The organism is Alphaproteobacteria bacterium LSUCC0719, assembly GCA_040839025.1.
Classification (GTDB): domain Bacteria; phylum Pseudomonadota; class Alphaproteobacteria; order Puniceispirillales; family Puniceispirillaceae; genus UBA8309.
Map to the genome: position 1 here is coordinate 1 of JBFPJN010000002.1, position 25126 is coordinate 25126.

At 55.8% G+C, this 25126-nt stretch carries 23 protein-coding genes; 5 read left to right on the top strand and 18 right to left on the bottom strand.

The features are described from left to right. Nucleotides 1-119: 119 nt before the first annotated feature. The 10 genes from AB3X55_04715 to AB3X55_04760 form a co-directional block, all read right to left on the bottom strand. Nucleotides 120-470, bottom strand: a complete 351-nt coding sequence (locus AB3X55_04715) for a RidA family protein (protein MEX0502877.1) — start codon at nucleotides 468-470, stop codon at nucleotides 120-122. Beyond that, nucleotides 454-1827, bottom strand: coding sequence for an FAD-dependent oxidoreductase (locus tag AB3X55_04720; GenBank protein ID MEX0502878.1), 1374 nt, complete (start codon nucleotides 1825-1827; stop codon nucleotides 454-456). Before AB3X55_04720 ends, AB3X55_04715 begins: the two co-directional genes overlap by 17 nt. After that, nucleotides 1828-2100 (bottom strand): (2Fe-2S)-binding protein, encoded by a 273-nt coding sequence (locus AB3X55_04725; GenBank protein ID MEX0502879.1) that lies wholly within the window; start codon nucleotides 2098-2100, stop codon nucleotides 1828-1830. Then, entirely contained in the window at nucleotides 2093-3199 is a 1107-nt protein-coding gene (locus AB3X55_04730) for an NAD(P)/FAD-dependent oxidoreductase (GenBank protein ID MEX0502880.1), read from the bottom strand. The genes AB3X55_04725 and AB3X55_04730 overlap by 8 nt, the downstream gene beginning before the upstream one ends. Continuing rightward, nucleotides 3183-4202, bottom strand: a complete 1020-nt coding sequence (locus tag AB3X55_04735; protein ID MEX0502881.1) for an ABC transporter ATP-binding protein — start codon at nucleotides 4200-4202, stop codon at nucleotides 3183-3185. Before AB3X55_04735 ends, AB3X55_04730 begins: the two co-directional genes overlap by 17 nt. Then, complete coding sequence (locus AB3X55_04740) at nucleotides 4190-5194, bottom strand: ABC transporter ATP-binding protein (GenBank protein ID MEX0502882.1); 1005 nt, start codon at nucleotides 5192-5194, stop codon at nucleotides 4190-4192. The genes AB3X55_04735 and AB3X55_04740 overlap by 13 nt, the downstream gene beginning before the upstream one ends. 2 nt (nucleotides 5195-5196) lie before the next feature. Next, entirely contained in the window at nucleotides 5197-6096 is a 900-nt protein-coding gene (locus AB3X55_04745) for an ABC transporter permease (GenBank protein MEX0502883.1), read from the bottom strand. Between the two features lies 1 nt (nucleotide 6097). Next, complete coding sequence (locus tag AB3X55_04750) at nucleotides 6098-7228, bottom strand: mandelate racemase/muconate lactonizing enzyme family protein (GenBank protein ID MEX0502884.1); 1131 nt, start codon at nucleotides 7226-7228, stop codon at nucleotides 6098-6100. Beyond that, nucleotides 7225-8217: an ABC transporter permease gene (locus AB3X55_04755; GenBank protein ID MEX0502885.1), complete on the bottom strand. Its 993-nt coding sequence runs from the start codon at nucleotides 8215-8217 to the stop codon at nucleotides 7225-7227. Before AB3X55_04755 ends, AB3X55_04750 begins: the two co-directional genes overlap by 4 nt. 111 nt (nucleotides 8218-8328) lie before the next feature. Beyond that, nucleotides 8329-9957, bottom strand: a complete 1629-nt coding sequence (locus AB3X55_04760) for an ABC transporter substrate-binding protein (GenBank protein MEX0502886.1) — start codon at nucleotides 9955-9957, stop codon at nucleotides 8329-8331. Between the two features lie 148 nt (nucleotides 9958-10105). Here AB3X55_04760 and AB3X55_04765 point away from each other — a divergent pair, with 148 nt between their 5' ends. Beyond that, nucleotides 10106-11035: a LysR family transcriptional regulator gene (locus tag AB3X55_04765; GenBank protein MEX0502887.1), complete on the top strand. Its 930-nt coding sequence runs from the start codon at nucleotides 10106-10108 to the stop codon at nucleotides 11033-11035. A gap of 185 nt (nucleotides 11036-11220) precedes the next feature. Here the strand turns inward: AB3X55_04765 and AB3X55_04770 are convergent, their stop codons facing one another. Then, a complete protein-coding gene (locus AB3X55_04770; protein MEX0502888.1) occupies nucleotides 11221-11685 on the bottom strand; it encodes an RES family NAD+ phosphorylase in 465 nt (154 codons plus the stop codon). Between the two features lies 1 nt (nucleotide 11686). Then, a complete protein-coding gene (locus AB3X55_04775) occupies nucleotides 11687-13234 on the bottom strand; it encodes a M81 family metallopeptidase (protein MEX0502889.1) in 1548 nt (515 codons plus the stop codon). Nucleotides 13235-13413: 179 nt separating this feature from the next. Here AB3X55_04775 and AB3X55_04780 point away from each other — a divergent pair, with 179 nt between their 5' ends. Further along, nucleotides 13414-14835: a M20 family metallopeptidase gene (locus tag AB3X55_04780; protein MEX0502890.1), complete on the top strand. Its 1422-nt coding sequence runs from the start codon at nucleotides 13414-13416 to the stop codon at nucleotides 14833-14835. Between the two features lie 32 nt (nucleotides 14836-14867). Here the strand turns inward: AB3X55_04780 and AB3X55_04785 are convergent, their stop codons facing one another. Further along, on the bottom strand, nucleotides 14868-16013 hold the full coding sequence (locus tag AB3X55_04785) for a M20 aminoacylase family protein (GenBank protein ID MEX0502891.1): 1146 nt from the start codon (nucleotides 16011-16013) through the stop codon (nucleotides 14868-14870). A gap of 142 nt (nucleotides 16014-16155) precedes the next feature. Between AB3X55_04785 and AB3X55_04790 the strand changes: the two genes are divergently transcribed. After that, the gene (locus AB3X55_04790; protein MEX0502892.1) at nucleotides 16156-17427 is read left to right on the top strand and encodes a Zn-dependent hydrolase; all 1272 of its coding nucleotides are present in this window, start codon (nucleotides 16156-16158) and stop codon (nucleotides 17425-17427) included. A 22-nt stretch (nucleotides 17428-17449) separates the two neighbouring features. Here the strand turns inward: AB3X55_04790 and AB3X55_04795 are convergent, their stop codons facing one another. The 5 genes from AB3X55_04795 to AB3X55_04815 all read right to left on the bottom strand — a co-directional run bounded on the left by AB3X55_04795 (nucleotide 17450) and on the right by AB3X55_04815 (nucleotide 22964). Next, a complete protein-coding gene (locus AB3X55_04795; protein MEX0502893.1) occupies nucleotides 17450-18433 on the bottom strand; it encodes an ABC transporter ATP-binding protein in 984 nt (327 codons plus the stop codon). Then, nucleotides 18430-19410, bottom strand: coding sequence for an ABC transporter ATP-binding protein (locus tag AB3X55_04800; GenBank protein MEX0502894.1), 981 nt, complete (start codon nucleotides 19408-19410; stop codon nucleotides 18430-18432). The genes AB3X55_04795 and AB3X55_04800 overlap by 4 nt, the downstream gene beginning before the upstream one ends. Before the next feature lie 8 nt (nucleotides 19411-19418). After that, the gene (locus AB3X55_04805) at nucleotides 19419-20330 is read right to left on the bottom strand and encodes an ABC transporter permease (protein MEX0502895.1); all 912 of its coding nucleotides are present in this window, start codon (nucleotides 20328-20330) and stop codon (nucleotides 19419-19421) included. Next, nucleotides 20330-21304 carry an ABC transporter permease gene (locus AB3X55_04810; GenBank protein MEX0502896.1) on the bottom strand — a complete coding sequence of 325 codons (975 nt, stop codon included), beginning with the start codon at nucleotides 21302-21304 and terminating at the stop codon, nucleotides 20330-20332. Before AB3X55_04810 ends, AB3X55_04805 begins: the two co-directional genes overlap by 1 nt. A 79-nt stretch (nucleotides 21305-21383) precedes the next feature. Further along, the gene (locus AB3X55_04815; protein MEX0502897.1) at nucleotides 21384-22964 is read right to left on the bottom strand and encodes an ABC transporter substrate-binding protein; all 1581 of its coding nucleotides are present in this window, start codon (nucleotides 22962-22964) and stop codon (nucleotides 21384-21386) included. On the opposite strand from AB3X55_04815, the gene AB3X55_04820 reads away from it, so the two are divergent. Then, nucleotides 22903-23892, top strand: coding sequence for an alpha/beta fold hydrolase (locus AB3X55_04820; GenBank protein ID MEX0502898.1), 990 nt, complete (start codon nucleotides 22903-22905; stop codon nucleotides 23890-23892). The genes AB3X55_04815 and AB3X55_04820 overlap by 62 nt on opposite strands. Next, a complete protein-coding gene (locus AB3X55_04825; protein MEX0502899.1) occupies nucleotides 23889-25097 on the top strand; it encodes an MFS transporter in 1209 nt (402 codons plus the stop codon). The genes AB3X55_04820 and AB3X55_04825 overlap by 4 nt, the downstream gene beginning before the upstream one ends. Nucleotides 25098-25126 lie beyond the last annotated feature (29 nt).

The following is a 25126-nucleotide window of genomic DNA, read 5'->3' on the forward strand; positions in this document are numbered from 1 at the left end:
CCGAGCGCGAGTTGGCAGAATCCCTTAAGAACACAGGTCAACGCGGTGGCGATTTCACCTCTCGGGTGCGCCATTCCCACAGCTTCAAGGTCCATGCACCCGGGGGGTGCCGGGGTTGGTCACAGTGCGGCGGTGACAGTGAACTCGACAAGCAGCTCATCCGATGCCAGATCCGCGCGGCCACAGGCCCGTGCCGGCGCATGCCCTTCCGGCACCCAGTCTTCCCACACCTGATTCATGGCATCGAAATCATCCATTGATTTCAACCATACGATTGTCTGGAGTATCCGGTCTTTCGACGTTCCGGCTTCGGCCAGCAGGGCATCCACCCGCGACAGCGCTTCGGCGGTCTGTTCCTGAATCGATTCGCCCCGATTTCCGACCTGGCCACACAGATAGACCACATCATTGTGGATCACGAACTTGCTCATGCGGCGGGTTGTATGATGGCGTTCAATGGATGATGTCATGATTTGCAATCTCCTCAAGCGTAACGGGTTTGATGGGGGTTCGGATCCGGTAATAGCCGATATCGGCATGTGGCAGGCCGCGCGTGTCGGCAATCAGGTTCACCACTGTCAGACCACAATAGCGGCCCTGGCAATTTCCCATTCCACACCGCGAAAATGCCTTCAGCTGATTGGGACCAAGACATCCAAGCTGCACTGCCGAACGAACTCTGCCAGCGGCAACTTCCTCGCACCGGCAGATGATCGTATCGTCGGCAGGAAGGGCGTGAAACGGTTTTGGCGCATACAGCGTGTCGAGAAAGCCGCGGATGGCGCGATAGCTTTTGTGCCTGGCACAGGTTGCCGCCAGCCGTGCCGCGTCAACATGGCCGCCATGATCTTCCAGCACCGCCATGGCAACAAGTTCACCGGACAGTCTGGCCGCATCTGCCCCAAGGATGCCGGCACCGTCACCGGCAATGTAAAGCCCGGCCTTGCCAGTACGACCTTGCCGGTCGATCTCAGGCTCCCAGCATTCATTCACATCATTCCAGTGATGCGTCAGACCAAGCGCCTGCGAAAGTTGAATATTGGGATGAACGCCGGCATGCAGCAATACATGGCCAGCATCGATCTGCCGCTGCTCGTCCCCGCAAGTAAAGCTGATCCTGTGCCGCTCTCCCGCAGGGGTGATGCTTACATCACGAACGCCGGTAAACCGCGGCACTTTCGCCCGCGCCAGCCGGCGCAACATGCCAAGCCCCTTGGCAAGATAGGACAATGTCACACTGTTGGGACGGAGCCGCGGCAATGCGCGCAGATAGTCCGTCATCACCTGGGTTTCCAGCAGCGCGCGCGGCGCAGATCCCATCGCCAGCATCTGATCGGCCACAAGATACAGCAATGGCCCGGAGCCAACCAGAACAGCATCCTTTGGCACATGCCCTGCTGTTTTCATCAGGATCTGGGCGGCACCAACTGTCAGCACACCGGGGTTTGTCCATCCTGGCAGCGGCATCGCGCGTTCAAGGGCGCCTGTCGCCAGCACCAGAGCCTCGAAATGCTGGCTGTAGCTGCGATTGTCGATGGACCAGGCTACCTCGCCATCCTCGGTAACCGACCACACGGTGGCACCGGCGATATATGTCAGCCCATCGCCCCCTGCCGCCTCTTCAAATTGCCGCACAAGGTCGCCGCCTGCAGCATAGTCCCGTCCGAACTGTGCTGCGGCATCAGCATCCATCCGCCCGGCATGCCGATAGATCTGGCCACCACCGGATGGCTGTTCATCAAACAGGGTGACATCGACGCCGGCATCAGCCAACTGCAGGGCAGCAGTCATTCCGGCCGGACCCGCGCCTATGACGCCAACATGCATCTACCCGTTCTCCAGCATTGTATGTGCCTGCTGACGCAGCACCTTCATGTCCTGAACGGCAGGCGTCATGCAGCCCTGCCGGTTCGGGTGGCCATCAATGACAAGAAGGCATTCAAAACACGCACCCATCATGCAAAAGGCCCCACGCGGCTGATCATTCACCTGGGTCTGCCGGAAATGCACCTCGCCAGCGCGCAGCAATGCGGCGGCCACGGTCATGCCCGCACCAAAAGGAATTTTACGCCCCTCGAAATAGAAAAACCTGTCAGGCATCAAACCTGTCCTCGGTAAAATCGCCAAGATCGGGCGCGTCCCTGGCCCCGGTGAGCCACCGGCTGAGATTGCGCGAATGCGTGGCCGCCAGCGTGATGCCGCTGTGGCAGGTCACCAGAAAGGCCCCGGGCATCGCACGCGACTGCTGGTATATCGGCAGACCGTCGGGTGACATCACACGCAAGGCACCCCAGGAACGCACGAGCCGCAGCCGTGCCAGTTTGGGCATCACTTTGATCGCGTTGCCGGCAATACGGGCCATCTGCGCCTGGGTCTCATTGTCGTTGAAACCGACCTCCTCCTTGGAGTCACCAATCTGGATCGCCCCCTCATTCACCTGCCGGATGGTCACCGAGGGCCGGTTGAGAAGCGGCGGCATCTTTTCCGTGACAAGCACCTGCCCGCGCTGCGGACGCACCAGCCCCCTGAAGCCGAATTTGGGGCCCAGAACCTTGGCCCCGAGACCCGCGCACAGCACCACCCTGGCGGAACGGACCGAGAGGCCCTTCTCGGTTGTCAGATGAAAGCCCTCACCGTTCAAGGTGACGCTGGTCAATCGTTCACCAAGATAGTGCGCCAGCCCTTTCCTGATGCAGGAATCGGCAAGCGCCTGTAAAAGCTGCAGCGGGTTGATATGCCCATCATGCGGATAGAAGGTGGCGCCCACGGTTTCACCACCAACCATCGGTTCGGCGGCACGGATATCATCCGCCGACAGCACTTCGAACGGATAATCACCACCAAGCCGCTTCTTCAGCGTCCCGAACTGGGACACGCGTTCAGCCATTGCCTCAGCATCCGTGAAATATTCATAGCCGCCAGTCTGTTGAAGGCTGACCTCGATGCCGGTTTCCTCGGACAGCTCGGCGACAAAATCGGGATATTCTCGGACCGCCTTCTGCGACCAGGCGGCGTAATGCGGCGCCTTGATCCCCTTGCCCTGCACCCAGACAAGGCCGAAATTGCCGCGCGAGGCACGAAAATCGGAATCCGTACCATCGATACAGATCACGGACTGGCCCCGATTCAACAGCCCGTGCGCCACGGACAACCCGACAACACCGCCCCCAATGACCACAAAGTCAGCCTCGGTGCGCATCGGCAATCTCATCACGGACATCAGGCTCGGCCTCGCGCAGGCAGGAGGATTGATGGCTTCCCATGGCACCACTCAGCCTTTTGAATTCCTGCCAGCATTCATCCCTGGCATAGGGGCAGCGCGGCGCGAACTGGCAGCCCTGATGCGTGTTCACCGGCATCGACAGATCACCAACAATCTTGGGAACACCCCGCTCGATCGTTGGGTCTGGGATCGGCACCGCCGAAATCAGCGCCTTGGTATAGGGATGTTTGGGATTGGTCAGCACTTCCTTGGCCGTGCCGATTTCAACAGCCTGGCCAAGATACATGATCATGATCCGGTCCGCGACATTGCCCAGAATGGACAGGTCATGCGAGACATAAACACAGGAAAATTTTCGCTCGGCAGCAAGGGTGCGGATCAGCGCCAGAATATCGGCCCGAATCGATACATCAAGCATCGACAGCGGCTCGTCGGCAAAGACGATGTCGGGTTCCATCACCAGCGCCGCCGCGATGCCGACGCGCTGCCGTTCACCGCCACTTAGCTCATGCGGAAACCTGTTCATGAACCGGTCCGGATCAAGACCGACAGCCGTCAGGATCGAGCGAACCTTCTGCTGGATCACATCTTCGGGCCATAGCTGCATCGCCCGCGGCCCTTCCGCCACCGTATCGCCAATCAAAAACCGGGGATTGAGTGACTCATAGGGGTCCTGAAAGATGATCTGGACTGACCGGCGAAAGGTCTTTCTGGCTGCATCGTCCATATCTGCCAGCAGCTGGCCTCGGTGCATGACCTGTCCGTCGGTCGGCGACAGCAACCCGGCCGCAATCAGACATGTCGTCGATTTACCACAGCCTGACTCACCGGCAATGCCCAGGATTTCATTCTCGTGGATAGCCAGATTCATCGCCTGGACAGCACGAATGCTGCGGGCCGGCCGGCCGGTCACAATATCTGTGAATTTGCGCGGCAGAAAAAATTCCTGCGATATGTTTTCAAGACTCAAGATGTCCATGTGGCTTTTTCCTTGGCCAGTGTGGCAAGCGACCGGCGCTCATCGGCACGAAGACAACTGACGACATGATTGGTTCCCGCCGTCTGCGCTGGCGGGAATGTCTCGCGGCAACCATCCTTGGCAAAGGGACAGCGCGGCTCGAACCAGCATTTGCTTTCTTCGCGTGTCATGACCGGCGGCGAGCCCGGAATGGAAATCAGCTCCTTGCCAAGCTCGCGAATGGACGGAAAGGCGTTGGTCAGGCCCATCGTATAGGGATGGGACGGATCCTTGAACAATTCCATGGTTGGCGCAATCTCGACAAAACTGCCGCCATACATGACACCGATACGTGTCGCGATTTCCGACATAATGGCGATGTCATGCGAGATGATCATCATCGAACACCCATTCTCTTCGCGAATCCGACGCAGCGTTTTCAGAATCTTGTCCTGGACCAGAACATCCAGACCGGTTGTGGGTTCATCCATGATGATCAGCTTTGGGTTCAGGGCCAGCGCCATCGCGATCATCGCGCGCTGACGCATGCCGCCCGAAAACTGATGGGGGTAGCTGTCAAAAAGATCGCGTTGCAGACCAACACTTTCAAAGAGTTCATACACCCGGTCCTGCGCCGCGCGATCGGGCATCTGAACATGTGTCCTGATGGCTTCGGTGATCTGCGGCCCAACCTTGTAGACGGGGTTGAGCGAATTCATGGCACTCTGGGGCACCAGCGCAATTTTCTGCCAGAGAATGGATTTGCGGAAATCCTCCAGCGGCATCTGAAGAAGTTCCTGCCCCTGGAAATTGACCGAGTCCGCCTCGACCAATCCATTGCGCGCAACAAGCCTCAAAAGCGCCTTGATCAGGCTGGACTTGCCGCAACCGCTTTCGCCCACCACACCGAAAATCTCGTTTTCCTGAAGCTGGAACGACAATCTGTTCACCGCATGGATCTGCTGACCGTCCATGCGATATTTGACCCCAAGGTTTTTCACATCGAGCAGCATGACTAGCGTGTCTCCCGCAGGCGCGGATTGGCGTATTCCTCATAGGCGCGGCTGATGAACACCAGCGAGGTGACAAGCGCCACGATGCTCAGTGCCGGTGGCAGGAACCACCACCAGGCCACACGTGTCTTTCCCGAAAGCCACAGCTCATAGAGCATGCCGCCCCAGCTGATCGTGTCACCATCGCCAAAACCAAGGAAGCTGGCGCTGGCCTCGGTCACAATCGACCAGGCAATATTGAACGAGGTGTAGAGCAGAAGGAGTGGCAGCACGTTCGGCAGAATATGGCGGTAAATGATCCGCAGGTGGCTGCACCCGCGGGCACGCGCGGCGGTCACGAACTGACGCTGCTTAATGGAGATCGTCTGCGCCCTGATCACCCGGGCAGAGGTTCGCCAGACGATCAGCGCGATGGCAAGAATGACAAATTCGATCTTCCGCCCGAACAGTGAAATCAGAATGATCACAAATGGCAGGAACGGCATTCCATAGAGAATATCCGTACAGCGCATCAGGAATTCGTCAATCACCCCCCCGTAATATCCGGCAATCAGCCCGATATTGGCCCCGATCATGATCGAGATGAACCCCGAAATCAGGCCGATCATGACCGTGGTTCGCGTCGCCATGATCATCTGCGACAGCAGATCATATCCAAGATGGGTTGTTCCGAGCGGGAACTGCCAGGATGGCGACTGCAACATCGCCAGCTGCCCCGTTTCGGCATCATATTGCATTTCCCAGATCGGATAGGGTGCGATGAGGGGCGCAAAAACAGCAACAAAGAAGAAAAACGCGACTACCCAGAAACCGATCAGACCATAGCTGTTCGATGTCATGATTTTATATTGCCGGTAGAGCGTTCCCAGAACGCCACGCAGACGGGCTCCAAAGAGTTGCATCCTATCCCTCCACCCTAGACAGGCAATATTGATCGATCTTGTCGCGCCTTACCATGATGCCAAGGCCCGGATTGTCGGGCAGGCTGACCGTGCCCCGATTTTTCCAGTCGGCAAAATCGGTAATGTCGTCCGAGGTACGCTGCACGGACATGAAAGCATGGCCAAAATCGACAACATTCGGCGACACACAGCCAAGATGCAGGGCGGCCGCCTGGGTGATGCCAAGTTCGATCATGCTGTTCATCATGATCCTGACCCCGTTCTCAGCCGCAAGCCTGCAGATGGCAAGCCCTTCGGCCAGGCCGCCATTCTTTGAAATCTTTACACTGAAGATATCCGCACCTCTGGCCTCGATGATGCGTTCGGCATCAGCCAGCGACTGCAGGCTTTCATCGACCGAAATGGGGTTGGGCGCCAGCGCGCGAAGCTCATGGATGCGGCCATAGTCTCCAGCGGCAATCGGCTGCTCGATCAGGGCCAGCGGCACATCCGCTGTCTGGCGCATGAAGGCCGTCGCCTCGTCAAAGGTCCAGCCCTGATTGGCGTCAACCATCAGGCGGACATCGTCCGGTGTCTGTTCATATACTTGATGGGCACGGGCAATATCCTCTTCCACCGGATTGCTGCCCATCTTCAGCATGAATGTGCGATAGCCGATATCGTATTTCTCGCCGATCACCTGCATGTCCTGCTCGACAGTGCCCGAAGATGTGGGCCACAGGCTGGGCAGCGCCTGGTGGTGCTTGTCCCCCAGCATCTTCCATACCGGTGTATCTGTCAGACGTCCCGCCAGATCATAGGCTGCCACATTGATAGCGCTCTTTGTCGCGCCACGGATGCCAACCGGTGCCACGCCGGATATCAGCTCGCCAAGCTTCATGCCTCGCAGGGTGCTGGCGCCTCCTTGCGTGTAATAGGCCATGACATCGTCACAGGTGTCGCCGGTGAACATCACCCCACCGGGGTCAGCCTCGCCCCAGCCGGAAACGCCGTCTGCGATCAGCTCGACCACCACAACTTCGCTATGGGTGATCACGTCATAGACTTTGGAAAGATGATAGGGGGTGATCAGCGGGATACTGACGCGATATATTCGAACAGCCTCGACGGTGATGTCATCTACAGGTGTCATCTTTCATCCATCCCTGATTTGGAAACCTTGATCCGCGGGTCGAGGTAGCAATAGATTATATCGGTCACGAGGTTCAGGGTGATCACCAGCACCGCCAGCATCAGGAACGTCCCCTGTGCAACGGGGTAATCGTGCGAGGCCGCCGCCTCGACCATAAGCTGGCCCATTCCAGGCCAGGAAAACAGGGATTCGACCACCACCTGTCCACCGATCGCAAAACCGACCATGATGGAACCCAATGTGACCACGGCAAGAAGCGCGTTGCGCGCGGCATGCTTGATCATCACCACACGGGGAGCGAGACCCTTTGCCCGCGCCAACTCGATAAAGTCGCTCCCCAGTATTTCCAGCATCGAGTCACGCATTACCAGCATCGGAGTGGTGATGTAATAGAGGCTGACCGTGATGGTTGGCAGAACTATGCGTTCCCAGAACGCCGGCATCAACAGCATCTCAAGCAGGCCATCGGGACGCTGGCCGGGCGGATACATTCCACCTGTGGGAAACAGGCCGAGCTTGTAACTAAGCAGCATCAGCAGAAGCAGACCGGTCACAAAGGGCGGGGCTGCCTGAAACACCAGACCCGATACCGTGCCAATGACATCAATGGCACCATTGCGCTTCCAGGCCATCAGGATGCCGATGCCAATGCCGATGACGAGGGTGAAACACATGCCGGCCGTCATCAGCAGCACCGTGTTCCAGAACCTGTATTGCAGGATATCCATGACTGGCTGCGACGTGACAAACGACCGACCCCAGTCAAAGGTGACCAGATTTTTCAGATAGATCAGATATTGCTGCCACAAGGATTTATCCAGCCCGAACGCCTCTTTCATGCGTTTCTGAACAGCTTCATCCATGGCCGGGCTGATAACCTGCAAGGTGGCATCCCCCGGCAACAGCCGGAAGATAATGAACAGGATGGAAGCGACGGCGAAAATCGTAATGAGAGTGTAAATCAACCGTCTGAGAAGATATTCAGCCACGCTGGGAGCCCCGAAAATTTAGGTTGAATCTTTGGCTTTAATGTAAAGGAGCCGGGCAAGGCAGGACACAGCCCTGCCCGGCTCACATGGTGCCGGTCACACGATCCGAGATCAGCCCGGATAGTGAAGGCTGCCGGAGGAATCCCAGCTATAGCCAGCCTTGGCAAGAATATCCTTGGCCATCTTCACATTGTTCGGCCGTGGCTTGATTGCCGCCTCATGCCAGTATTCATTGGCCGGGGCGATGGTCGATCCGCCATTGGTGGCAAAGCCGGACATGATCACTTCGCGGATCACGTCACGCGGCACCAGATGGTCGACCGCCTCGCGGAAGGCACGATCCTGGAGCGGCCCACGGGTGTGGTTGAACATGAAGCCATACCAGCCATGGCTGGCGTAACCCTTGCCAACGATACCATTGATCTTGTCCAGATCCTGTACCAGGGTCGGCTTCAGGATATAGCGGGTGCGGTCACACTCACCAGCCTCGATTGCCGCCGCCATGGCATCATGGCTGCCATAGGTGACGCGGATCATGCCAGCGCATTTCGGCTTTGCGAAATGGCTCTCGAAGGCCGAAACCTTGAGTTCCTTGCCACGATCCCAATAGTCGAACTTGAACGGCCCGCTACCGATCGGGTTTTCATTGGCGAAGTTCAACACATCATCAACGCCCGCCTTTTCCGGAATGTCCTTCCAGATATGCTGCGGAATGATGAAGATCTGTGCAAAGAAGTTGATCATCAGCGGCGCGTGCGGCTCGGAAAGCTTGATACGCATGCTGTTCGCACCCGTGATGGACATATCCTCGAATTTCTCCAGCGAGGAGATAAAGAACGGCGCTTTCCACTTCGTGTAGTATTCGAAGGTGAATTTGATGTCCTCGATCGTGACCGGGTTGCCGTCATGGAACTTCATGCCATCGCGCAGCACGATATCAATCGTTGTGTTATCGACCGCGGTTACCGATGTTGCCGCCCATGGCACAAGCTCACCATTTGGTCCGACCTGGAGCAGCCGATCATAAATGGTACGAAGTTCCTTGAACTCGTTCGAGTCAGTGACACTGACAGGGTTCAGATTCTTCAGCGCTGATGTCTGGCCATTGCGGACATAGCCATCACCCGACTTGACCGACATGTTCAGATCGGTCCAGAGGCTGCCAATGCCCTCGCCAAGCTGCGGGACCACCCCGGCAAGACGGTCTTCACGGTAGGCATTTGTCATGCTTGGATGAACAATCGGCGATGCCGCGACGTCATCATACAGCTTGCGCTGCATGGCCTTGACGATTTCACGACGCTTCTCGACATCCATCTCCTTCTGCTGGGCATCACCCATCTCGTTGATGGAGGCGTCGTTATAGCCCCATTTGTTGTAATTGCCCTCTGAGTGGAACATCATCCTGGTAAAGGTCTCAGGATCAACACGGTTGGCACGTCCGGTCCAGCGGACGATGAACATGTCAAAATCCTTTTCCTGGAAAACCTTGTTGATTCCCATGTTGTAGTCTTCGGCGGCAAGCGTCACGTCCCAGCCGATTGATTTGCAGGCCTGGGCGATCAAGCGACCCATCTCCGGGCGCACCGGGTCAAAGCTGGCGTTTGATGTCAGCAGCGTCATGGGCTCGACAGCCTTGCCGGCGGCGAAGGCATATTTGGCCATCGGCATTGTAGCGGCCGTAACCCCGAGGCCAGCCGAGGCTCTCAAGAAGGACCGTTTAGAGAAATCAACTGTCATGGATTTCCTCCCCTCGTGTTTCAATCGTCTCACAAGGACGATCTCGTTGGTTGCGTCAGGTGTGACAAAGAATCACATCTCGTTGACTATTAGGCGTCAAATCAATAAGCACAATTTAATAATATTGCTAATAGTATAAATTTTGCTAATGATCACGATCCAGCAACTCAGATTCTTCAACGCTGTCATGAAATTCGGCTCGCTGTCGCGTGCCGCGACGGCGGTCAACAGGACGCAACCCGCCATCTCAGCTGGCATCAAAACCCTGGAGGACACGCTTGACCTGACGCTGTTCGAGCGATCCGGCGGCAAGCTTGTACCAACCGCGGAAGCCTATTTCCTGAAGGAACGAAGCGAGGATTTGATCAGCCGCCTGGACTTGACACAGGAGCTGCTGACCACGGTTCGCAAGGGCACTGTCGGCGATCTGCGGGTTGCCTGCCTGCCTTCCGCCGCCCAGTTTCTGATGCCCGAAATTCTGGCAAGCTATGTTGCCGAGCGACCTGACGTGACCATTTCCTTCATGACACGCACCTCGCCGACCATCCACGAGCTTGTCGCATCGCAACAATATGATCTTGGCCTTGCCGAACCAAGACGCGACATTGCCGGCGAGTCCTATTTCATCGAGGAATATGAGCTGCCTGGCTATCTTGCCATCAACGCCACCTCCGCGCTTGCCGAAAAATCGGACATCAACGCAGCGGATCTTGATGGCGTGCCATTTGTTGGATTGTATGGCGATCACTACACCACGGCACAGATCCGAGACATGGTCGAAACAAAGGGGGGACGCTTTTTTCAACAGGTGGAGTTGCAGACAGCCATATCAAGCCTGCTTTTTGTCGAACGAAACATTGGCTATTCCTTCATCGATTCGCTGACGATGTCGAGCTATGACCTCATCGCATCATCGCGCAAGAACATCGTGTTCCGTCCCTTCACGCTGTCGCATGGCGTCCGGGTGGCTATCCTGATCCCCAAATTCCGGCATCAGTCAGTCTTGGCCAACTCGCTGAAGACCGTCATGCGGGAGGCTATCATCTCGATGGGCGGAACAACCGTGCCAGACCCGTGAGCTTTCTGGTGGAACAGCTCCGATACAGACATCTTTCGCAACCGCAATATGAGCAGGGCTTCGAGGCGGGCGGAACCGAGAAGCAACTTCACAGGTTCTAAGGCCCACGAACCGTGGAACTCGGAACTCGGAGCTTTGTCTCCGGCGACGATCGCCTTTGGTAAGAGTTGCATGCCTGCAATCCGCTATCTGTTATCTCCTGTAAATTCCTTATCAGGGTCAAATGTGGTGGCTGGGCCAATATAGGACAGGCATTCCGGTTCAAAGACTACAACATGTGAAAGGTCCGGACGTGATCGTGACGAATACAGCATTGCCTGGGCGTCAACATCTCGTGCCGCATCGGAAAAAGCCCATGTCGGCGATACTTTGCCGGCGGCACGATCATCCTGCCAAACGACCGAAGCATCCAAATTTCCGCGCTGGTCCACAACATGGTCGGATTTCAGCCACATCGGGACAAGAACCCTGTTGATGCCGTCATCAAGATATCTGCGCATCGCCACAACGGCGCCCTCAGCGCTCAACGACGCATAGGCTGCCACCTGACCGGAGTGGTGAAAACGTCCTTCGGGCGCCTGGGCGGCAATCATGGGTGTATCGGCCAGGCTCTCTGGAAGAAGCCTCCAAACCGGTCCGTCGAAGTGCAAATCATGGCTCCTTGTTCATGACGCCCGAGGGGCTGGGCCAGACTGTGTTCTCATCCAACGGATAGCTGGGTCGCCTGATATGATTGAAATCCCACCTGTCCAGAACCGGTGACGTTAACCCGGCTGTATCAATCTCCAATGTTTTCGCGGGTGAGAACCAGAGGTCAAACCCGGCTCTGAAATGCCCCCTCGATTTGACAATAACCGTGTGGGCATCATCGATATTCAGACCGAACATCTCAAAGAACACCGGGTCTGATGTCTGTGCCCGGTCCGAGATCACCACGACATGAATGCCGCCGATGCGCAGGAGCGCGGATTTGCCAAGGAACATCCTTCGCCCTTCCAGCATCCCACGCCGGCCAACGACATTTCCATCGCTTAAACCCACAATCTCGGCTTCGACTTCCAGCGGTTCGTCCCAGCGTTCCCAGACCTGTGTTCCGCGATTGCGGTTGAACCTGGCATTGATCGTTGCCCCAATACCTGCATCGTGCGCCTCTTTTGCCAAGGCAGAGTCAAAGAATGACCCATAGAAGACACCTTGTGCAGAGGCGGCAATCATTTCAGACAACAATCTGGTGGTTCGACCGGATCCACCACCGCCGGGGTTGTCACCCGCCTCGGAAAAGATCACCGGCTTTCTGTCCGGATCGATCGCCATTGCCACAGCTTGCTGAATGGATGTGAGTTCGCGCACGAACTCGGTCCGCCGCGCCCAGGCCATCTCGGCAATTTCATTTGCCAGTGCCATCGCCACGTCATGATCTCTTGTTGCCGTAACAACAACTGAAATGCCGTTTTCAGGTACATCGGAAAAAATGAAATTCCCGAATATGGATACATTCATCACCGCACCGGACAGTTCCGCCTGTCGCCTTTGCCCATAATCAATCAACGCGCCATACGGACCAGACGCAGTCAGAAGAGCAACCGAGGCCGGGGCAAGAGGCAATTTGACATGGGCGATCTGCGGGTCCACCTGTCCGGCCAACATCCGGCGCAGGGAAAAGGCGGCCTCCTGTCCCCTCTCGGCCATATCGACATGGGGGTTTGTCCTGTACCCACACACCAGATTCACAGCCGAACACATCCGGTCCGAAATATTTGCGTGCAGATCCAGAGTGATGACAATCGGGACATCGGGCCCAAGCTTGCTTCGAATCCTCGCCAGCAATTCACCATCCGGATCATGCAGATGCTCGGCCACCATGGCGCCGTGCAGACACAGATAGACCGCATCCACATTCTGCTGCAGCAGGCTCAGGATCCTGTCGCAGAACTGCTCGAACACCGCTTCTCTAATGGGCCCAAGCGGATGTGACGCGGCGAGCAGTATGGGCACCGGGACCCAGTCGCCCGTTGCGTCCATCGCCGCAATGAAAGCTGCAAATTCCTTGGCAAGGGACGGGGTGGGCTTGCGGGCCTCCTCGAGAAGATCTTCACCCTCCAGAAGATTCAGGCTCTCAAAATCATCGATGTCTGCGGGCCGCGAGAATCTGTTGGATTCAAGCTTCAATCCCACGAGTGCCACTCTTGGTGCTTTCATCTTACCCGGGCTCCTTACCTTGGCTCCCAATGTGCCGTCAGCAGATCAATGCTGACACCGATATTTCGTCTGCAATTACCGCCATTTTGGCAGTTGATTGAACCACATGCTAAGCCTACGATTTTACCATAAAGACTATAGACCAAAGAGATCTGCAACTTCTAGGTGTCGCCATGAGCATTCAAAACGAAGAGAAAATCTGGAACCTTGTTGATGCCAAAAGGGAGGCATTCATCGAACTGGCGGACCGGGTCTTTGACACGCCAGAAACGCTGTACAAGGAATTCCGGTCGGTGAAGGAACATGTGTCCGCGCTTGAAGCGGAAGGGTTCAGGATTACACAGAATGTCTGCGGCATGCCGACGGCGGTCATTGGTGAAGCTGGTGACGAGGGTCCGATCATCGCCATTCTAGGCGAATTCGATGCCCTTCCCGGCCTCAGCCAGGAACCCGGAGTTGCCGAACACAAACCGATTGCCGAAGGCGGTGACGGTCACGGGTGTGGCCATAACCTCCTTGGCTCGGCGGCGCTTCTGGCCGCAACCGCTGTCAAGGACTGGCTGGCCGAAAGTGGAGTCAAGGCGCGTGTCCGTTACTATGGATGCCCCGCTGAAGAAGGTGGCGCTGCAAAAGCCTATATGGCACGTGACGGCCTGTTTGATGATGTAAGCGCGGCCATATCCTGGCACCCCTCGACCTTCAATGCTGTCCAGCACGGTCACTCGCTTGCAAACACAAGGATTGATTTTACCTTTACCGGAAAGGCCGCACATGCCGCCGCCGCGCCGCATCTTGGCAGAAGTGCCCTTGATGCCTGCGAGCTGATGAATGTCGGGGTGAACTATATGCGCGAGCATATGCCGGACTCCGCCAGAATCCATTATGCCTATCTCGATGTTGGCGGGGCCGCACCGAACGTCGTTCAGGCCACCGCAACCGTCAGGCAACTGATCCGGGCCAGTGACAATGCCACACTTCGTGACATGGTGGCACGTGTTCAGGACATCGCCAAAGGTGCGGCGATGATGACCGGCACCACAATGGAGGCAAAAGTCTATTCCGGCGTCTCCAATCTGGTCGGCAACGCGCCACTGGAACAGGCGATGCAGAGCGAGTTCGACAAACTCGGGCCGGTGCCGTTCGATTCAGATGACACCGTGTTCGCCGAAGCAATCAGGAAAACGCTGACAGCACAGGATATCGCTGCAAGCTTCCAGCGCGCCGGCCGTGAGACACCTCCCGACCTGCCGCTTTGCGATTTTGTCGCCCCGCTTGAAAGACCGAGCATTGGCGGCGAAGGATCTACCGATGTTGGTGATGTCAGTTGGGTCACACCAACAGTCCAGGCCAGAGTGGCAACCTGCGCTGTTGGAACCCCGTTTCATACCTGGCAAACCGTGGCACAGGGCAAAATGCCAGCAGCCCACAAGGGCATGGTCCATGCTGCCAAGGTCATGGCGGCAACAGCGACGCATCTGATCAATTCGCCGGAGACACTGAAAGCCGCGCGGGAGGTTCATGACCAGCGGCAAAGAACAACGCCGTATATTTGCCCGATCCCAAAAGATGCCAAGCCACCTGTGGTTGAACAGCCGTCCTGACCCTGAGGGTGCGTATTTGTGATCGGCTCGGCTCAGCCCGCGTGGCGTGGCAGTTTCGCTTCGACCATACGCACCCACAGGCTGGCGCCCATGGGTAGCAGGTCGTCATTGAAGTCAAACAGGGGGCTATGCAGGTTCGCTGACTCCTTGCCAGCGCCGAGCCAGATATAGGCACCTTCCTTTTCCTGGAGCATGTAGGAGAAATCTTCCGCCCCCATTGCCGGCGTCAGGTCGGTTTCAAGCCCGCCTGGCCCCAGAACATCGGATATGATGCCACGCGCAAACAGCGCATCCGCTTCATGATTGATCGTTGGTGGATAGCCGGGGCGGATCTCCATGCTCACCTCGCACCCGGTCACCTTTGCCGCCGTCTTGGCGACAGTTTCGATCTGTTGAAGAAAATCTTCGCGCGTGCCCGCCTTCATCGTTCTCAAGGTGCCGCCAATGGTGGCGACATTCGGAATGACATTGAAGGCGCTTCCGGCCTCCAGTTTTGTCAGTGAAACCACCGCCTGGTCAAATGGATCAAGCTGCCGTGACACAAGTGTCTGCAGCGCCACCGTAATCATACCTGCGGCCACAATCGGGTCTCTGGTCTGATGCGGCATCGCCGCATGTCCGCCCGCACCCTCGATGGTAAGGATGAAAATATCCGCCCCGGCCATGGCGGGCCCGATATGGGCAAGCGCCTGTCCAGTCTCCAGGCCGGGCCAGTTATGCATGCCCCATACAGAGTCCATCGGGAACCTGTCGAACAGACCGTCATTGATCATCGAGCGTGCGCCGGCATTTCCACCTTCTTCAGCAGGTTGAAAAATGCAATAGACCTTGCCTTTGAATTGACGGTGCTTTGCCAGATATTCCGCCGCGCCGAGAAGCATCGTTGTATGACCGTCATGACCGCAGGCATGCATGCGGTTGGGATGTCTGGATGCGTAGGCTAGATTTGTCTGTTCCTCCATCGGAAGTGCATCCATATCCGCCCGCAGACCAATAGCCGGCGACATGTCATCATCACTGTCCTGCCCATGGATAACACCGACAACGCCCGTCTTGCCAAGACCGCGATGAACCTCGATGCCAAAGCTCTCCAGTTTGGCGGCGACAAAGTCCGAGGTCATCGCCTCTTCATAGGCGATTTCCGGAAACTGATGGAGATGCTGACGCCAGGACGCCATCTCTGTCTGTTTTTCTTTGAGCTCAGCAATCAAGTCCATGTACCCTACCCCGGCAAGAGATGTTTTATTGTTTGTCTTCTACCCCAGCGACCTTAGCTGGATCTGCCAAGACAGCGCAAGGAACCACCGGTAAATCAGCGAGATGACAGAGCATTTCCATCATTACAGTGATCCCGGCCGCATTCAGTCTGCCATTGATGAACTTGCGTCGATGACGGAGCCGGACCGACCGTTCACGCGGTTGGTCTTCAGCCCGGAATACAAACAGGCACGAGCGTGGTTATGGTCAAGATTCGAAGCGGCAGGTCTTGAATGTCACATCGATGCCGGGGGCAATCTTATCGGCACACGCAAAGCCGTGGGCGAAGCGGCAACATCCCGGAAAATCATCATCGGATCGCATATCGACACTGTGTCCGCAGGAGGCAGGTTCGACGGCATCGCCGGTGTGATCGCCGGTCTTGAAACAATTCATTTCCTGAACAGGCATGCCATTGACCTTCCTGTCGATATTGAAATAGTCGACTTCCTCGGAGAGGAGTTGAATGTATGGGGCGCATCCTGTCTTGGCAGCCGACATATGGCAGGGCTGCTCACCGCCGATATTCTATCGCGGACAGATCAGGACGATCGCCAGCTGGCCGCGGAAATCGTGAAGTCCGGAGGCAGCGGAAAACCGACATTGGCCCCAAGACAGGACGCCCAGTCAATCATGGCGTGCCTGGAGCTGCATATTGAACAATCCGACAGGCTGGAATCCGGTCAGATTGATATCGGTGTGGTGACCGACATTCCCGGCATCAGCAGATATTCCATAAGTGTGACCGGCAATGCCGGTCACAGCGGCACCACCCTGATGCAGGGTCGAAAGGATGCCCTGGTAACAGCAAGCATGATCGTCACCATGATCCGGGATCTCGCCCTTGATATTTCAGGACAGGACAATCGGCATTTTGTTGCAACCATCGGCAGAATTGAGGTTTACCCAAACGGTGCCGCTGTCGTGCCGGGCGAAGTGAAGATGATCTTGGATCTGCGGGCATCGCACGAACATTCCAGAGATCTTTTTCTGGACCGGCTTCAATCCGGCTATGCCGAGATCGGCCACCGCGAATCATGCGCGATCGAGATGGAGTTGATATCAGCGGCAAAAGTTGCCCCGATGAACGAAACATTGAGAGCGCATCTGGCCCGTTCAGCCGATGAACTGGAACTCAGTCACATCAATGTTTCCAGCGGTGCCGGTCATGACATGGCCCATATGTCGCGCATAGCGCCTGCCGCCATGATCTTTATTCCCTGCCAAGACGGGTTGAGCCATTGTCCAGAAGAATTCACCACGACAGAGGCTATCGCCAAGGGCAGCGCAGTGCTGACCCGGACTGTATTGACGCTGGCTGGCAGGGATTTCTGATCAACCGGGCCAAGACGAGTTGTCAGTCACTGTCATTCAGATGGCAGGCCGAAAAATGATCCGGTGCAATTTCAATCAATGCTGGCCTGACAGCCTTGCACCGCTCTGTGCTGTGCTTGCATCGCGGGTGGAAATGGCACCCTGAAGGCGGGTCGAGCGGTGATGGAATCTCGCCGCTGACCGGTTCATAGTCACGCTGGCCAATTTCAAGCCTGGGAACACCTTCGAGAAGCGCCTTCGTGTAAGGATGGTTGGGCTGTTCAACAAAGGCCTCGATCGGTGCTGTCTCGACAATCCGTCCCAGATACATGACGATCACCCGATCCGAGATATGTTCAATGACGCCGATATCGTGGCTGATGAACAGATAGGTCAGGTCATAATCCTGTTTCAGTTTGACAAAAAGGTTCAGAACCTGTGCCTGGATCGACACATCCAGCGCCGCGATTGATTCATCACACACAAGCAATTCAGGTGATACGGCCAGAGCGCGGGCGATGCCGATCCGTTGCCTCTGTCCTCCGGAGAACTGATGCGGATACCGTCCCAGAGCCTCGGCATCCAGCCCCACCCTGTTCAGCATCTCAAGGGCGAATTCCCTCTTTTCGGACGCCTTAATCAAGCCGTGATGTATAGGCGCCTCGGTCACTATCTCGATAACCTTCTTGCGCGGATTCAGAGAGGAAAACGGATCCTGAAAGATCATCTGTGTCTTCAGGTCGTCGGGTGGTCCGTCATCGGACTTGTTGGCGCTTTCAAAACGAACCTGTCCTTCTGACGGGGTCAGAATGCCGGCAACCATCTTGCCAAGCGTTGATTTCCCGCAGCCGGATTCACCGACAATGCCGACCACCTCACCCTTGAAAACCTCGAAAGAGACATCATCCACCGCATGGACGATTTCTTCCCGATGATCCTGCCCGAGACGGTTCAGAAACTTTGCAACAAGGTCGAGCGACTTGATGAAATCCCGCGACACGTTGGACACTGTGAGTAATGGTGTCATGGTCGGCTTTGCTCCACTTTATTGAAACAACGCAGGATACGTTGATCATCCATTACCGTTTCCCCGGGTGCTGATTGCCTGCATTCGGCGACCGCATGGCTGCACCGGTTTTCAAAGGCGCAGCCGGAAGGCAGATTCAGCAATGACGGGACAATACCCTCGATCTGCTGCAGCGGCTGACCTCTGCGGTTCTGGCTTGGCACGCTGCCGAGAAGTCCGTTTGTATAAGGGTGCATCGGGCTGCCAATCAGCACCTCATTCGGCCCCTGCTCGACAATCCGGCCGGCATACATCACACATATCCGGCTGGAAATACCGGCAACCACGGCCAGATCATGGGTGATCCACAATAATGCGGTCTTGGTCTTCCTGCAGAGCTGTTGCATTTCATGAATGACCTGCCCCTGGATCGTTACATCGAGAGCTGTGGTCGGTTCGTCCGCGATGATCAGGTCCGGGCGATTGAGCATCGCAATCGCAATTGAGACCCGCTGCCGCATCCCGCCGGAAAACTGATGCGGATAGGCCCGCATACGCTCGTCAGGAGAGGATATCCCCACCATGCCCAGCGCATCGCGCGACCGTTGCCGCGCTTCATCCCTGCTAACACTGCTGTCATGTGTCTGGATCGCCTCGGTCATCTGCGTTTCAATGCGCAGCACAGGGTTCAGGGTCATCATGGGATCCTGAAAGATCATGGCGATCCTGCTGCCCCGCATCTTCTGGATGTCGGCAGGCGGAAGCTTGGTCAGGTCGCTTCCCTTAAACAGGATTTCACCACCAACAATCCGGCCGGGCGCATCGACCAGTCCCAGAATGGAAAATCCGGTGATGGATTTGCCAGACCCGGACTCGCCGACCAGTCCGACAATTTCACCAGCCCCGATCTGAAAGCTCACACCGTCAACAGCCTTCAGCACGCCGCCCTTGGTAAAGAAATGGGTCTGTAGATTTCTGACGTCCAGAATTGGAGCCATCGATACCTCTATCTCTGCAAACGGGGGTTGAACATGTCGCGAAGCTGGTCGCCAACCAGGTTGATCGAAACAATCGTGATAAGCAGCGCAATTCCGGGGAAAATGCTGATCCAGTAGTCACCGGTATACATGAACTCGAACCCGTTCCCGATTAAAAGCCCCAGCGACGGTTCTGTAATGGGAAGACCAAGACCAAGAAAGCTCAGAGTGGCCTCAAGGGAGATCGCGTGGGCAGTCTGAAGTGTGCCCACAACAATAAGGGGGGCCATGCAATTGGGCGTGATGTGGTTCAGGATAATTCGCCGGTCGCCGAGCGCGAGACATTTCGCGGCTTCGACATATTCCTTGTTCTTTTCGACCAGGGCGCTGGCGCGCGCCGCCCGTGCATAATAGGCCCATTGTACAAGGATCAGGGCGATGATGGTCTTTTCCACGCCTTTGCCGAAGATGGCCAGTATCACCAGCGCCATCAGAATGGACGGAAAGCTGAGCTGAATATCGACGATACGCATCACGAAGGTTTCATAACGCCCACCGTAATAGGCGGCGGAAAGACCGAGAATGGCACCGACGATCAATGCAACAAGGCCGGAAAACGCCCCGACACCAAGACTGACCCTGAGACCGTAGAAGATCGAGGAGAGCATGTCCCTGCCCGCACCATCAGTGCCAAGCAGATACATGTTCCCGGCAAAATCTTCCGAACCTGGCGGCAATCGGCTGTTCATGATGTCGACAGTTGCCAGATCATAGGGGTTTGTCGGCGATACGAACGGCGCAAAAATGGCGATGAACATGATGGCTCCAAACACCAGCAGCGCCACCACAGCAAGCGGACTTTCGGAATAATCTGCCCAGAATTTGCGCCAACCCGATGAAGGGTAGCCTTGCGACTGTGCGGTTGCAGTTTCCTGAGCCATCAGCTTTCCCCCTTGATCCTGACACGCGGGTCAAGCAGCGAATAGGTGATATCCACAATCAGGTTCAGTGTTACAAAGATCAGCACGATGATCATCAGGTAGGCGACGATGATTGGCCTATCCAGATTGTAGATCGCCTCGATGATCAATTTTCCCATGCCGGGCCATGCAAACACTGTTTCCGTAACCGTGGAAAAGGCGATCAGCGACCCAAATTCAAGCCCGATGATCGTCACAATGGGAATGAGAATATTCTTCAGCAGGTGCACATTGATCACCCGGCTTTCCGAAAGCCCCTTGGCGCGGGCAAATTTGATATAGTCCTGCAGGATGATTTCCCTGGTTCCGGCGCGCGCCAGCCTGATCACGGACGACAGTTTGAACAACGCCAGATTGAACGCCGGAAGAAATATATGCGACAGCCCATCAAGGGTGAAAATTGAACTTGTTATCCCGAACACCGTGGCCACATCGCCGCGCCCGGTTGAAGGCAGCCATCCCAGATTAACAGCAAAAAACATGATCAGGATGATGCCGACCCAGAAGGTTGGCATGGAAAAACCAAGAATGGAGCCTGCCATAATGGTCTTGCTTATCTTGCTGTCAGGCTTCAGCCCGGCATAGACGCCAAGAGGAATGCCGAAGACCACAGCAATTGACAGGGAAAACAGGGCCAGCTCGAAGGTTGCAGGCATCCGCTGGACAATCAGTTTCAGAGCCGGCTCGCCAAAAACAAAGGATTTGCCAAGGTCTCCCTGGAAAGCATTGACGAGAAAATACCAATATTGCTCGGTAACCGGCCGATCAAGACCGAGTTCCTTGATCACCCGCTCGATCTCTGCCTGATCAGCCTCCGGGTTGATCAGCATATCAACCGGATCACCCACCAGATTGACACCAACAAAGACGATCAGCGACATCACAAACAGAACCAGAACGCTCTGCAAAGATCGCCTTAAAATGAAAGCTGTCATCAATCACTCACAAACATGTTAGCGGACCCCACGCCGCTCGATTTGAACAGCGTGGGGCCACAAAGTTTCAAGATTGAAGCTAGTTCGCCTGCAGCCCCATCACGATGGTGCGCTCGTCCGTACGCGGGGTATAAGCGTATCCCGTCTTCGATGCCCAGGTGTTCACCTGGTAATGAAGCGGAATGACACCGAAGTTTTCACCCACAGCTATTTCGGTGGCCTCGGCAAGCAGTTTGCCACGCGCATCCGAGTCAACCGTCGCGAGGGCGCTCTGGACCAACTTATCCACCTTCGGATCAGAATGGCGGCCTCTATTTGCAGCTCCCATGCCCTTGGACTTGTCATAGGTATGGAGCAACGCCTTAAGCGGAGATGAAGCTTCGCCGGAACCCGCGCCCCAGCCAAGAACCATAAAGCTGAACTCAGGCGACTTGTCAGGTCCACCGGTTGAAGCACGACTGAAATACACAGCCTTGGTCATTGTCTCGACACTCGCCTCGATACCGATCCTTGTAAGCATCTGCGCCAGCGCCTCAGCAATCTTGGCGTCGTTGATATAGCGGTCATTCGGGCCATGAATGGTCATCTTGAAACCGTCAGCATAGCCAGCTTCGGCCAGAAGCTTCTTTGACAGCTCAGGATCGTATTTTGGCGGCGACATTTTATTAGACACTCCGTGGAACCCGGCTGGAAGCAACTGTCCCGCCGGAACAGCAATGCCTTCCATCACCCGTGCCACGATGGCATCACGATTGATGGCATGCGAGATCGCCTTGCGAACCCGAACGTCGAGAAGCGGGTTCTTGATCGGGCTGCCGTCCTTCGCCGTGATATGCGGTGAATTCTCGCGGAACTGATCCATGTGCAGATAGATCACACGGTTCGAGGGACCACTGCTCAATGCGACTGAACTCTGCGTCTTCAGACGCGCGACATCCAATGGTGGCACGCTATCAATAAAATCTACGTCCCCAGCCAATAATGCCGAGATCCGCGCAGGGCCGGCCTTAATCGGTTTGAATGTGAGTTTGTCAAAACCAGCTTTCTCTCCGAAATAATTGGGATTGGCCTCAAGCACGATTCGATCGCCAGGAACCCATTCTACAAACCGATAGGGCCCGGTGCCGATGGCAGCCTTGCCGCTGTTGTAATCCTCGGTGGAGGCACCCGTGCCAGCCTTCGCCGAAATGATTTTGACGGTCGTCATATCGTTCGGCATCAGCGGATAGGGTTTTTCGGTTTTGATGTGGATGGTGTGGCTATCAACCTTTTCAAAGGTTTTTCCCTTGAGATAGGTGACAAAGCTTGATGGTGAATTCGGCACGTTCTGCGCACGCTCGACAGTGAAAATCACGTCATCTGCGGTGAAATCGCTTCCGTCATGCCACTTCACGCCTTTGCGAAGCTTGAACTCCCAGGTTGTGTCGTTGATTGGAGTCCAGGAAACGGCAAGGTCGGGAAAATGCTGCTGATTTTCATCGCTTCCTACCAGCGCACTGAAGATATGGGTCGAAAATGCGTTATTCGGCCCGAGATTATGATAATGGGGGTCTATGGAGCTGGGTTCAGATTTCAATCCGATCCGAAGTTCCGCGGCCATGGCGCTTGCCGAGAACAGCATCGCCGCCATGCCAAAGGTAAATAGTCGAAGCACACTCATTGTTTTCTCCCCTCGAATGCATTTATGTCTTAAAAACTATTCATTGAAAAAAACCTGTTGTCTAGAATTTACGAAGGACAAGGCGATGGTCCCAGGGCTTGCAGATCTTCCCGGCAGAACAATCTACAAAGATACACAGTCTAATCGGCGCATTTCCTATCGACGACAGGAGCCAGTAGGCATCACCGGCGAGCCGCCGACCCTGGTATTCCTGCATGGATTCAATGGCAACAGCGCAAGCTGGCATTACCAGTTCACTCATTTTCTCACATTCCGGGTAATTTCGATTGACGCTCCGGGCTTTGGTGAAACATCGGTTTTTGAAGGTGGCATGGCCGGATTCGCCGAAGAGGTCGCCTCAATGCTGTCAAACTTGAACTTGCCGTCTTTCTGGCTGATTGGGCATTCGATGGGCGGGATGCTGGCGCAGGTGATAGCTTCACAGAACAGGCACCATTGTGCAGGCCTCATTCTTTCCTGCACACACAAGGGACGGGCCAGGCCCGAGAGCGAACCACTGTCCGAAGATGTTCAAAGTCGTATCGACCAGCGAATGCGCCTGAACGATCTCGAATATGGCACGCTCCGAATTGAGCGTATGCTGTCGGCAACCTTGTCGTCTGAATTGCATGAATTTCTGGTGTCGATTGCCGGAGACATCCGCGTTGAGGGCATAAGATGGGGCGGTGTGGCGATGCAGCATCTGGATACGACACCCTATCTTTCGAACATTGAGTGCCCGACTCTCATCCTCTCCGCGCAGGATGACATTGTCATCAAACCCGATGCGCTCCAGGCATTGATTTCCGATTTGCCGAACGCGGAGCGGATTGAAATGGCGGGCGTTGGTCACGCGCCCTATTGCGAGGATGCAGACGGATTTAACAGTCTGGTTGAACAATTCATTCTCCGCCATTCAAACGCATGAATGCTCTCACCCTTCCAAGTTTTGTCGGTTACTTCCTGACGAATACCCTGTCTCTGCTGGGTACATGGGTGCAAAAGGTCGGGCTGGGGTGGCTGGCCTGGCAGATCACCGAATCGACATTCTGGACAAGCGTTGTCTCCCTGCTGCTGATGGCACCTGTCGGGCTGCTTGGGCCGTTCATAGCCGTGTTCGCAGAACGGTGGAACTCACGCTATGCCATGCTTGCCACAAAGATAATGATGGTGGGTATCAGCGGCGTGATCTTTGTCATTCAGCTTTTGGGGTTGCACAATCTTTTCACCCTGGTGGCCTGTTCAACGGCGCTCGGGTTGCTAAGTGCATTCCATCATCCGATCAGGCTGGTCTTCATCTCCCTTGTCGTGCCAAGACCCTATCTTGCCAGTGCTGTTGGACTGAATTCCGTTTCCTGGAACCTGTCGAGGATCATCGGCCCCGGCCTGGCTGGCCTGACAATTCATCTGCTGGGGCTTTCGGAGACACTTTTCATCGCAACCTTGCTGTATGTGCCACTGATCGTGTCATTGTATTTTCTTGTCTTGCAACCCCGAACAGGCGACACAGCCGAGCCCGCCAGTTTCCTGAAACGAATGATTGATGGCGGTGCGGTTGCGCTTCGCACACCCATCATTTTTTCAACCTTGTGTCTTGTCGCGTTGAACAGCTTCTTTGTACGCGGCGTTCTGGAAATCCAGCCAGCCATTGTTGGCCAGATCATGGGTGGAGAAAGCCATATCCTGGCCATTGTCACGGCTGCAGCCGGTCTCGGATCACTGCTTGCTTCGGGGTGGATCGGGCTTGGCAAGCTTGACAAATCACAGATACAGAAAGGCCTCTGGCCGATGGCCATGCTGGGAATCGTGACAACGGCGCTGTTGAACATGTCCGCCGATCTGACACCTGTCATCCTGATTTTCATCACCACCGGTTTCACGGCGACAATTGTCGGGATCGGCGCGCAGACTTTGATCCAACTCGAGGTTCAGGAGAACTACAGGGCCAGGGTCATGACCTGGTGGTCGACGATTTCATTTGGCAGTCTGGTGTGTGGCGGAACTGCCGTCGGCTTTCTGGGTGACCTTGTCGGCATAGACAATGCGATCTGGTATATGATGCTTTTTGGCGGGGTTGCCGGTCTTTTTGTGTCCCCCAGCGTACGAAAACTCATCAAGCCATCATTGAGGTGATGTTTCATCATTTGGCGCAGTGGTTAAGG

Coding starts and splice junctions, on each gene's coding strand:
- AB3X55_04725 (MEX0502879.1), bottom strand. CDS start 2,100: ATGCCTGACAGGTTTTTCTATTTCGAGGGGCGTAAAATTCCTTTTGGT.
- AB3X55_04765 (MEX0502887.1), top strand. CDS start 10,106: ATGATCACGATCCAGCAACTCAGATTCTTCAACGCTGTCATGAAATTC.
- AB3X55_04730 (MEX0502880.1), bottom strand. CDS start 3,199: ATGCGCACCGAGGCTGACTTTGTGGTCATTGGGGGCGGTGTTGTCGGG.
- AB3X55_04825 (MEX0502899.1), top strand. CDS start 23,889: ATGAATGCTCTCACCCTTCCAAGTTTTGTCGGTTACTTCCTGACGAAT.
- AB3X55_04800 (MEX0502894.1), bottom strand. CDS start 19,410: ATGGCTCCAATTCTGGACGTCAGAAATCTACAGACCCATTTCTTTACC.
- AB3X55_04745 (MEX0502883.1), bottom strand. CDS start 6,096: ATGCAACTCTTTGGAGCCCGTCTGCGTGGCGTTCTGGGAACGCTCTAC.
- AB3X55_04820 (MEX0502898.1), top strand. CDS start 22,903: ATGGCGCTTGCCGAGAACAGCATCGCCGCCATGCCAAAGGTAAATAGT.
- AB3X55_04805 (MEX0502895.1), bottom strand. CDS start 20,330: ATGGCTCAGGAAACTGCAACCGCACAGTCGCAAGGCTACCCTTCATCG.
- AB3X55_04720 (MEX0502878.1), bottom strand. CDS start 1,827: ATGCATGTTGGCGTCATAGGCGCGGGTCCGGCCGGAATGACTGCTGCC.
- AB3X55_04810 (MEX0502896.1), bottom strand. CDS start 21,304: ATGACAGCTTTCATTTTAAGGCGATCTTTGCAGAGCGTTCTGGTTCTG.
- AB3X55_04760 (MEX0502886.1), bottom strand. CDS start 9,957: ATGACAGTTGATTTCTCTAAACGGTCCTTCTTGAGAGCCTCGGCTGGC.
- AB3X55_04790 (MEX0502892.1), top strand. CDS start 16,156: ATGACAGAGCATTTCCATCATTACAGTGATCCCGGCCGCATTCAGTCT.
- AB3X55_04815 (MEX0502897.1), bottom strand. CDS start 22,964: ATGAGTGTGCTTCGACTATTTACCTTTGGCATGGCGGCGATGCTGTTC.
- AB3X55_04715 (MEX0502877.1), bottom strand. CDS start 470: ATGACATCATCCATTGAACGCCATCATACAACCCGCCGCATGAGCAAG.
- AB3X55_04740 (MEX0502882.1), bottom strand. CDS start 5,194: ATGCTGCTCGATGTGAAAAACCTTGGGGTCAAATATCGCATGGACGGT.
- AB3X55_04750 (MEX0502884.1), bottom strand. CDS start 7,228: ATGACACCTGTAGATGACATCACCGTCGAGGCTGTTCGAATATATCGC.
- AB3X55_04785 (MEX0502891.1), bottom strand. CDS start 16,013: ATGGCGTCCTGGCGTCAGCATCTCCATCAGTTTCCGGAAATCGCCTAT.
- AB3X55_04775 (MEX0502889.1), bottom strand. CDS start 13,234: ATGAAAGCACCAAGAGTGGCACTCGTGGGATTGAAGCTTGAATCCAAC.
- AB3X55_04795 (MEX0502893.1), bottom strand. CDS start 18,433: ATGACACCATTACTCACAGTGTCCAACGTGTCGCGGGATTTCATCAAG.
- AB3X55_04735 (MEX0502881.1), bottom strand. CDS start 4,202: ATGGACATCTTGAGTCTTGAAAACATATCGCAGGAATTTTTTCTGCCG.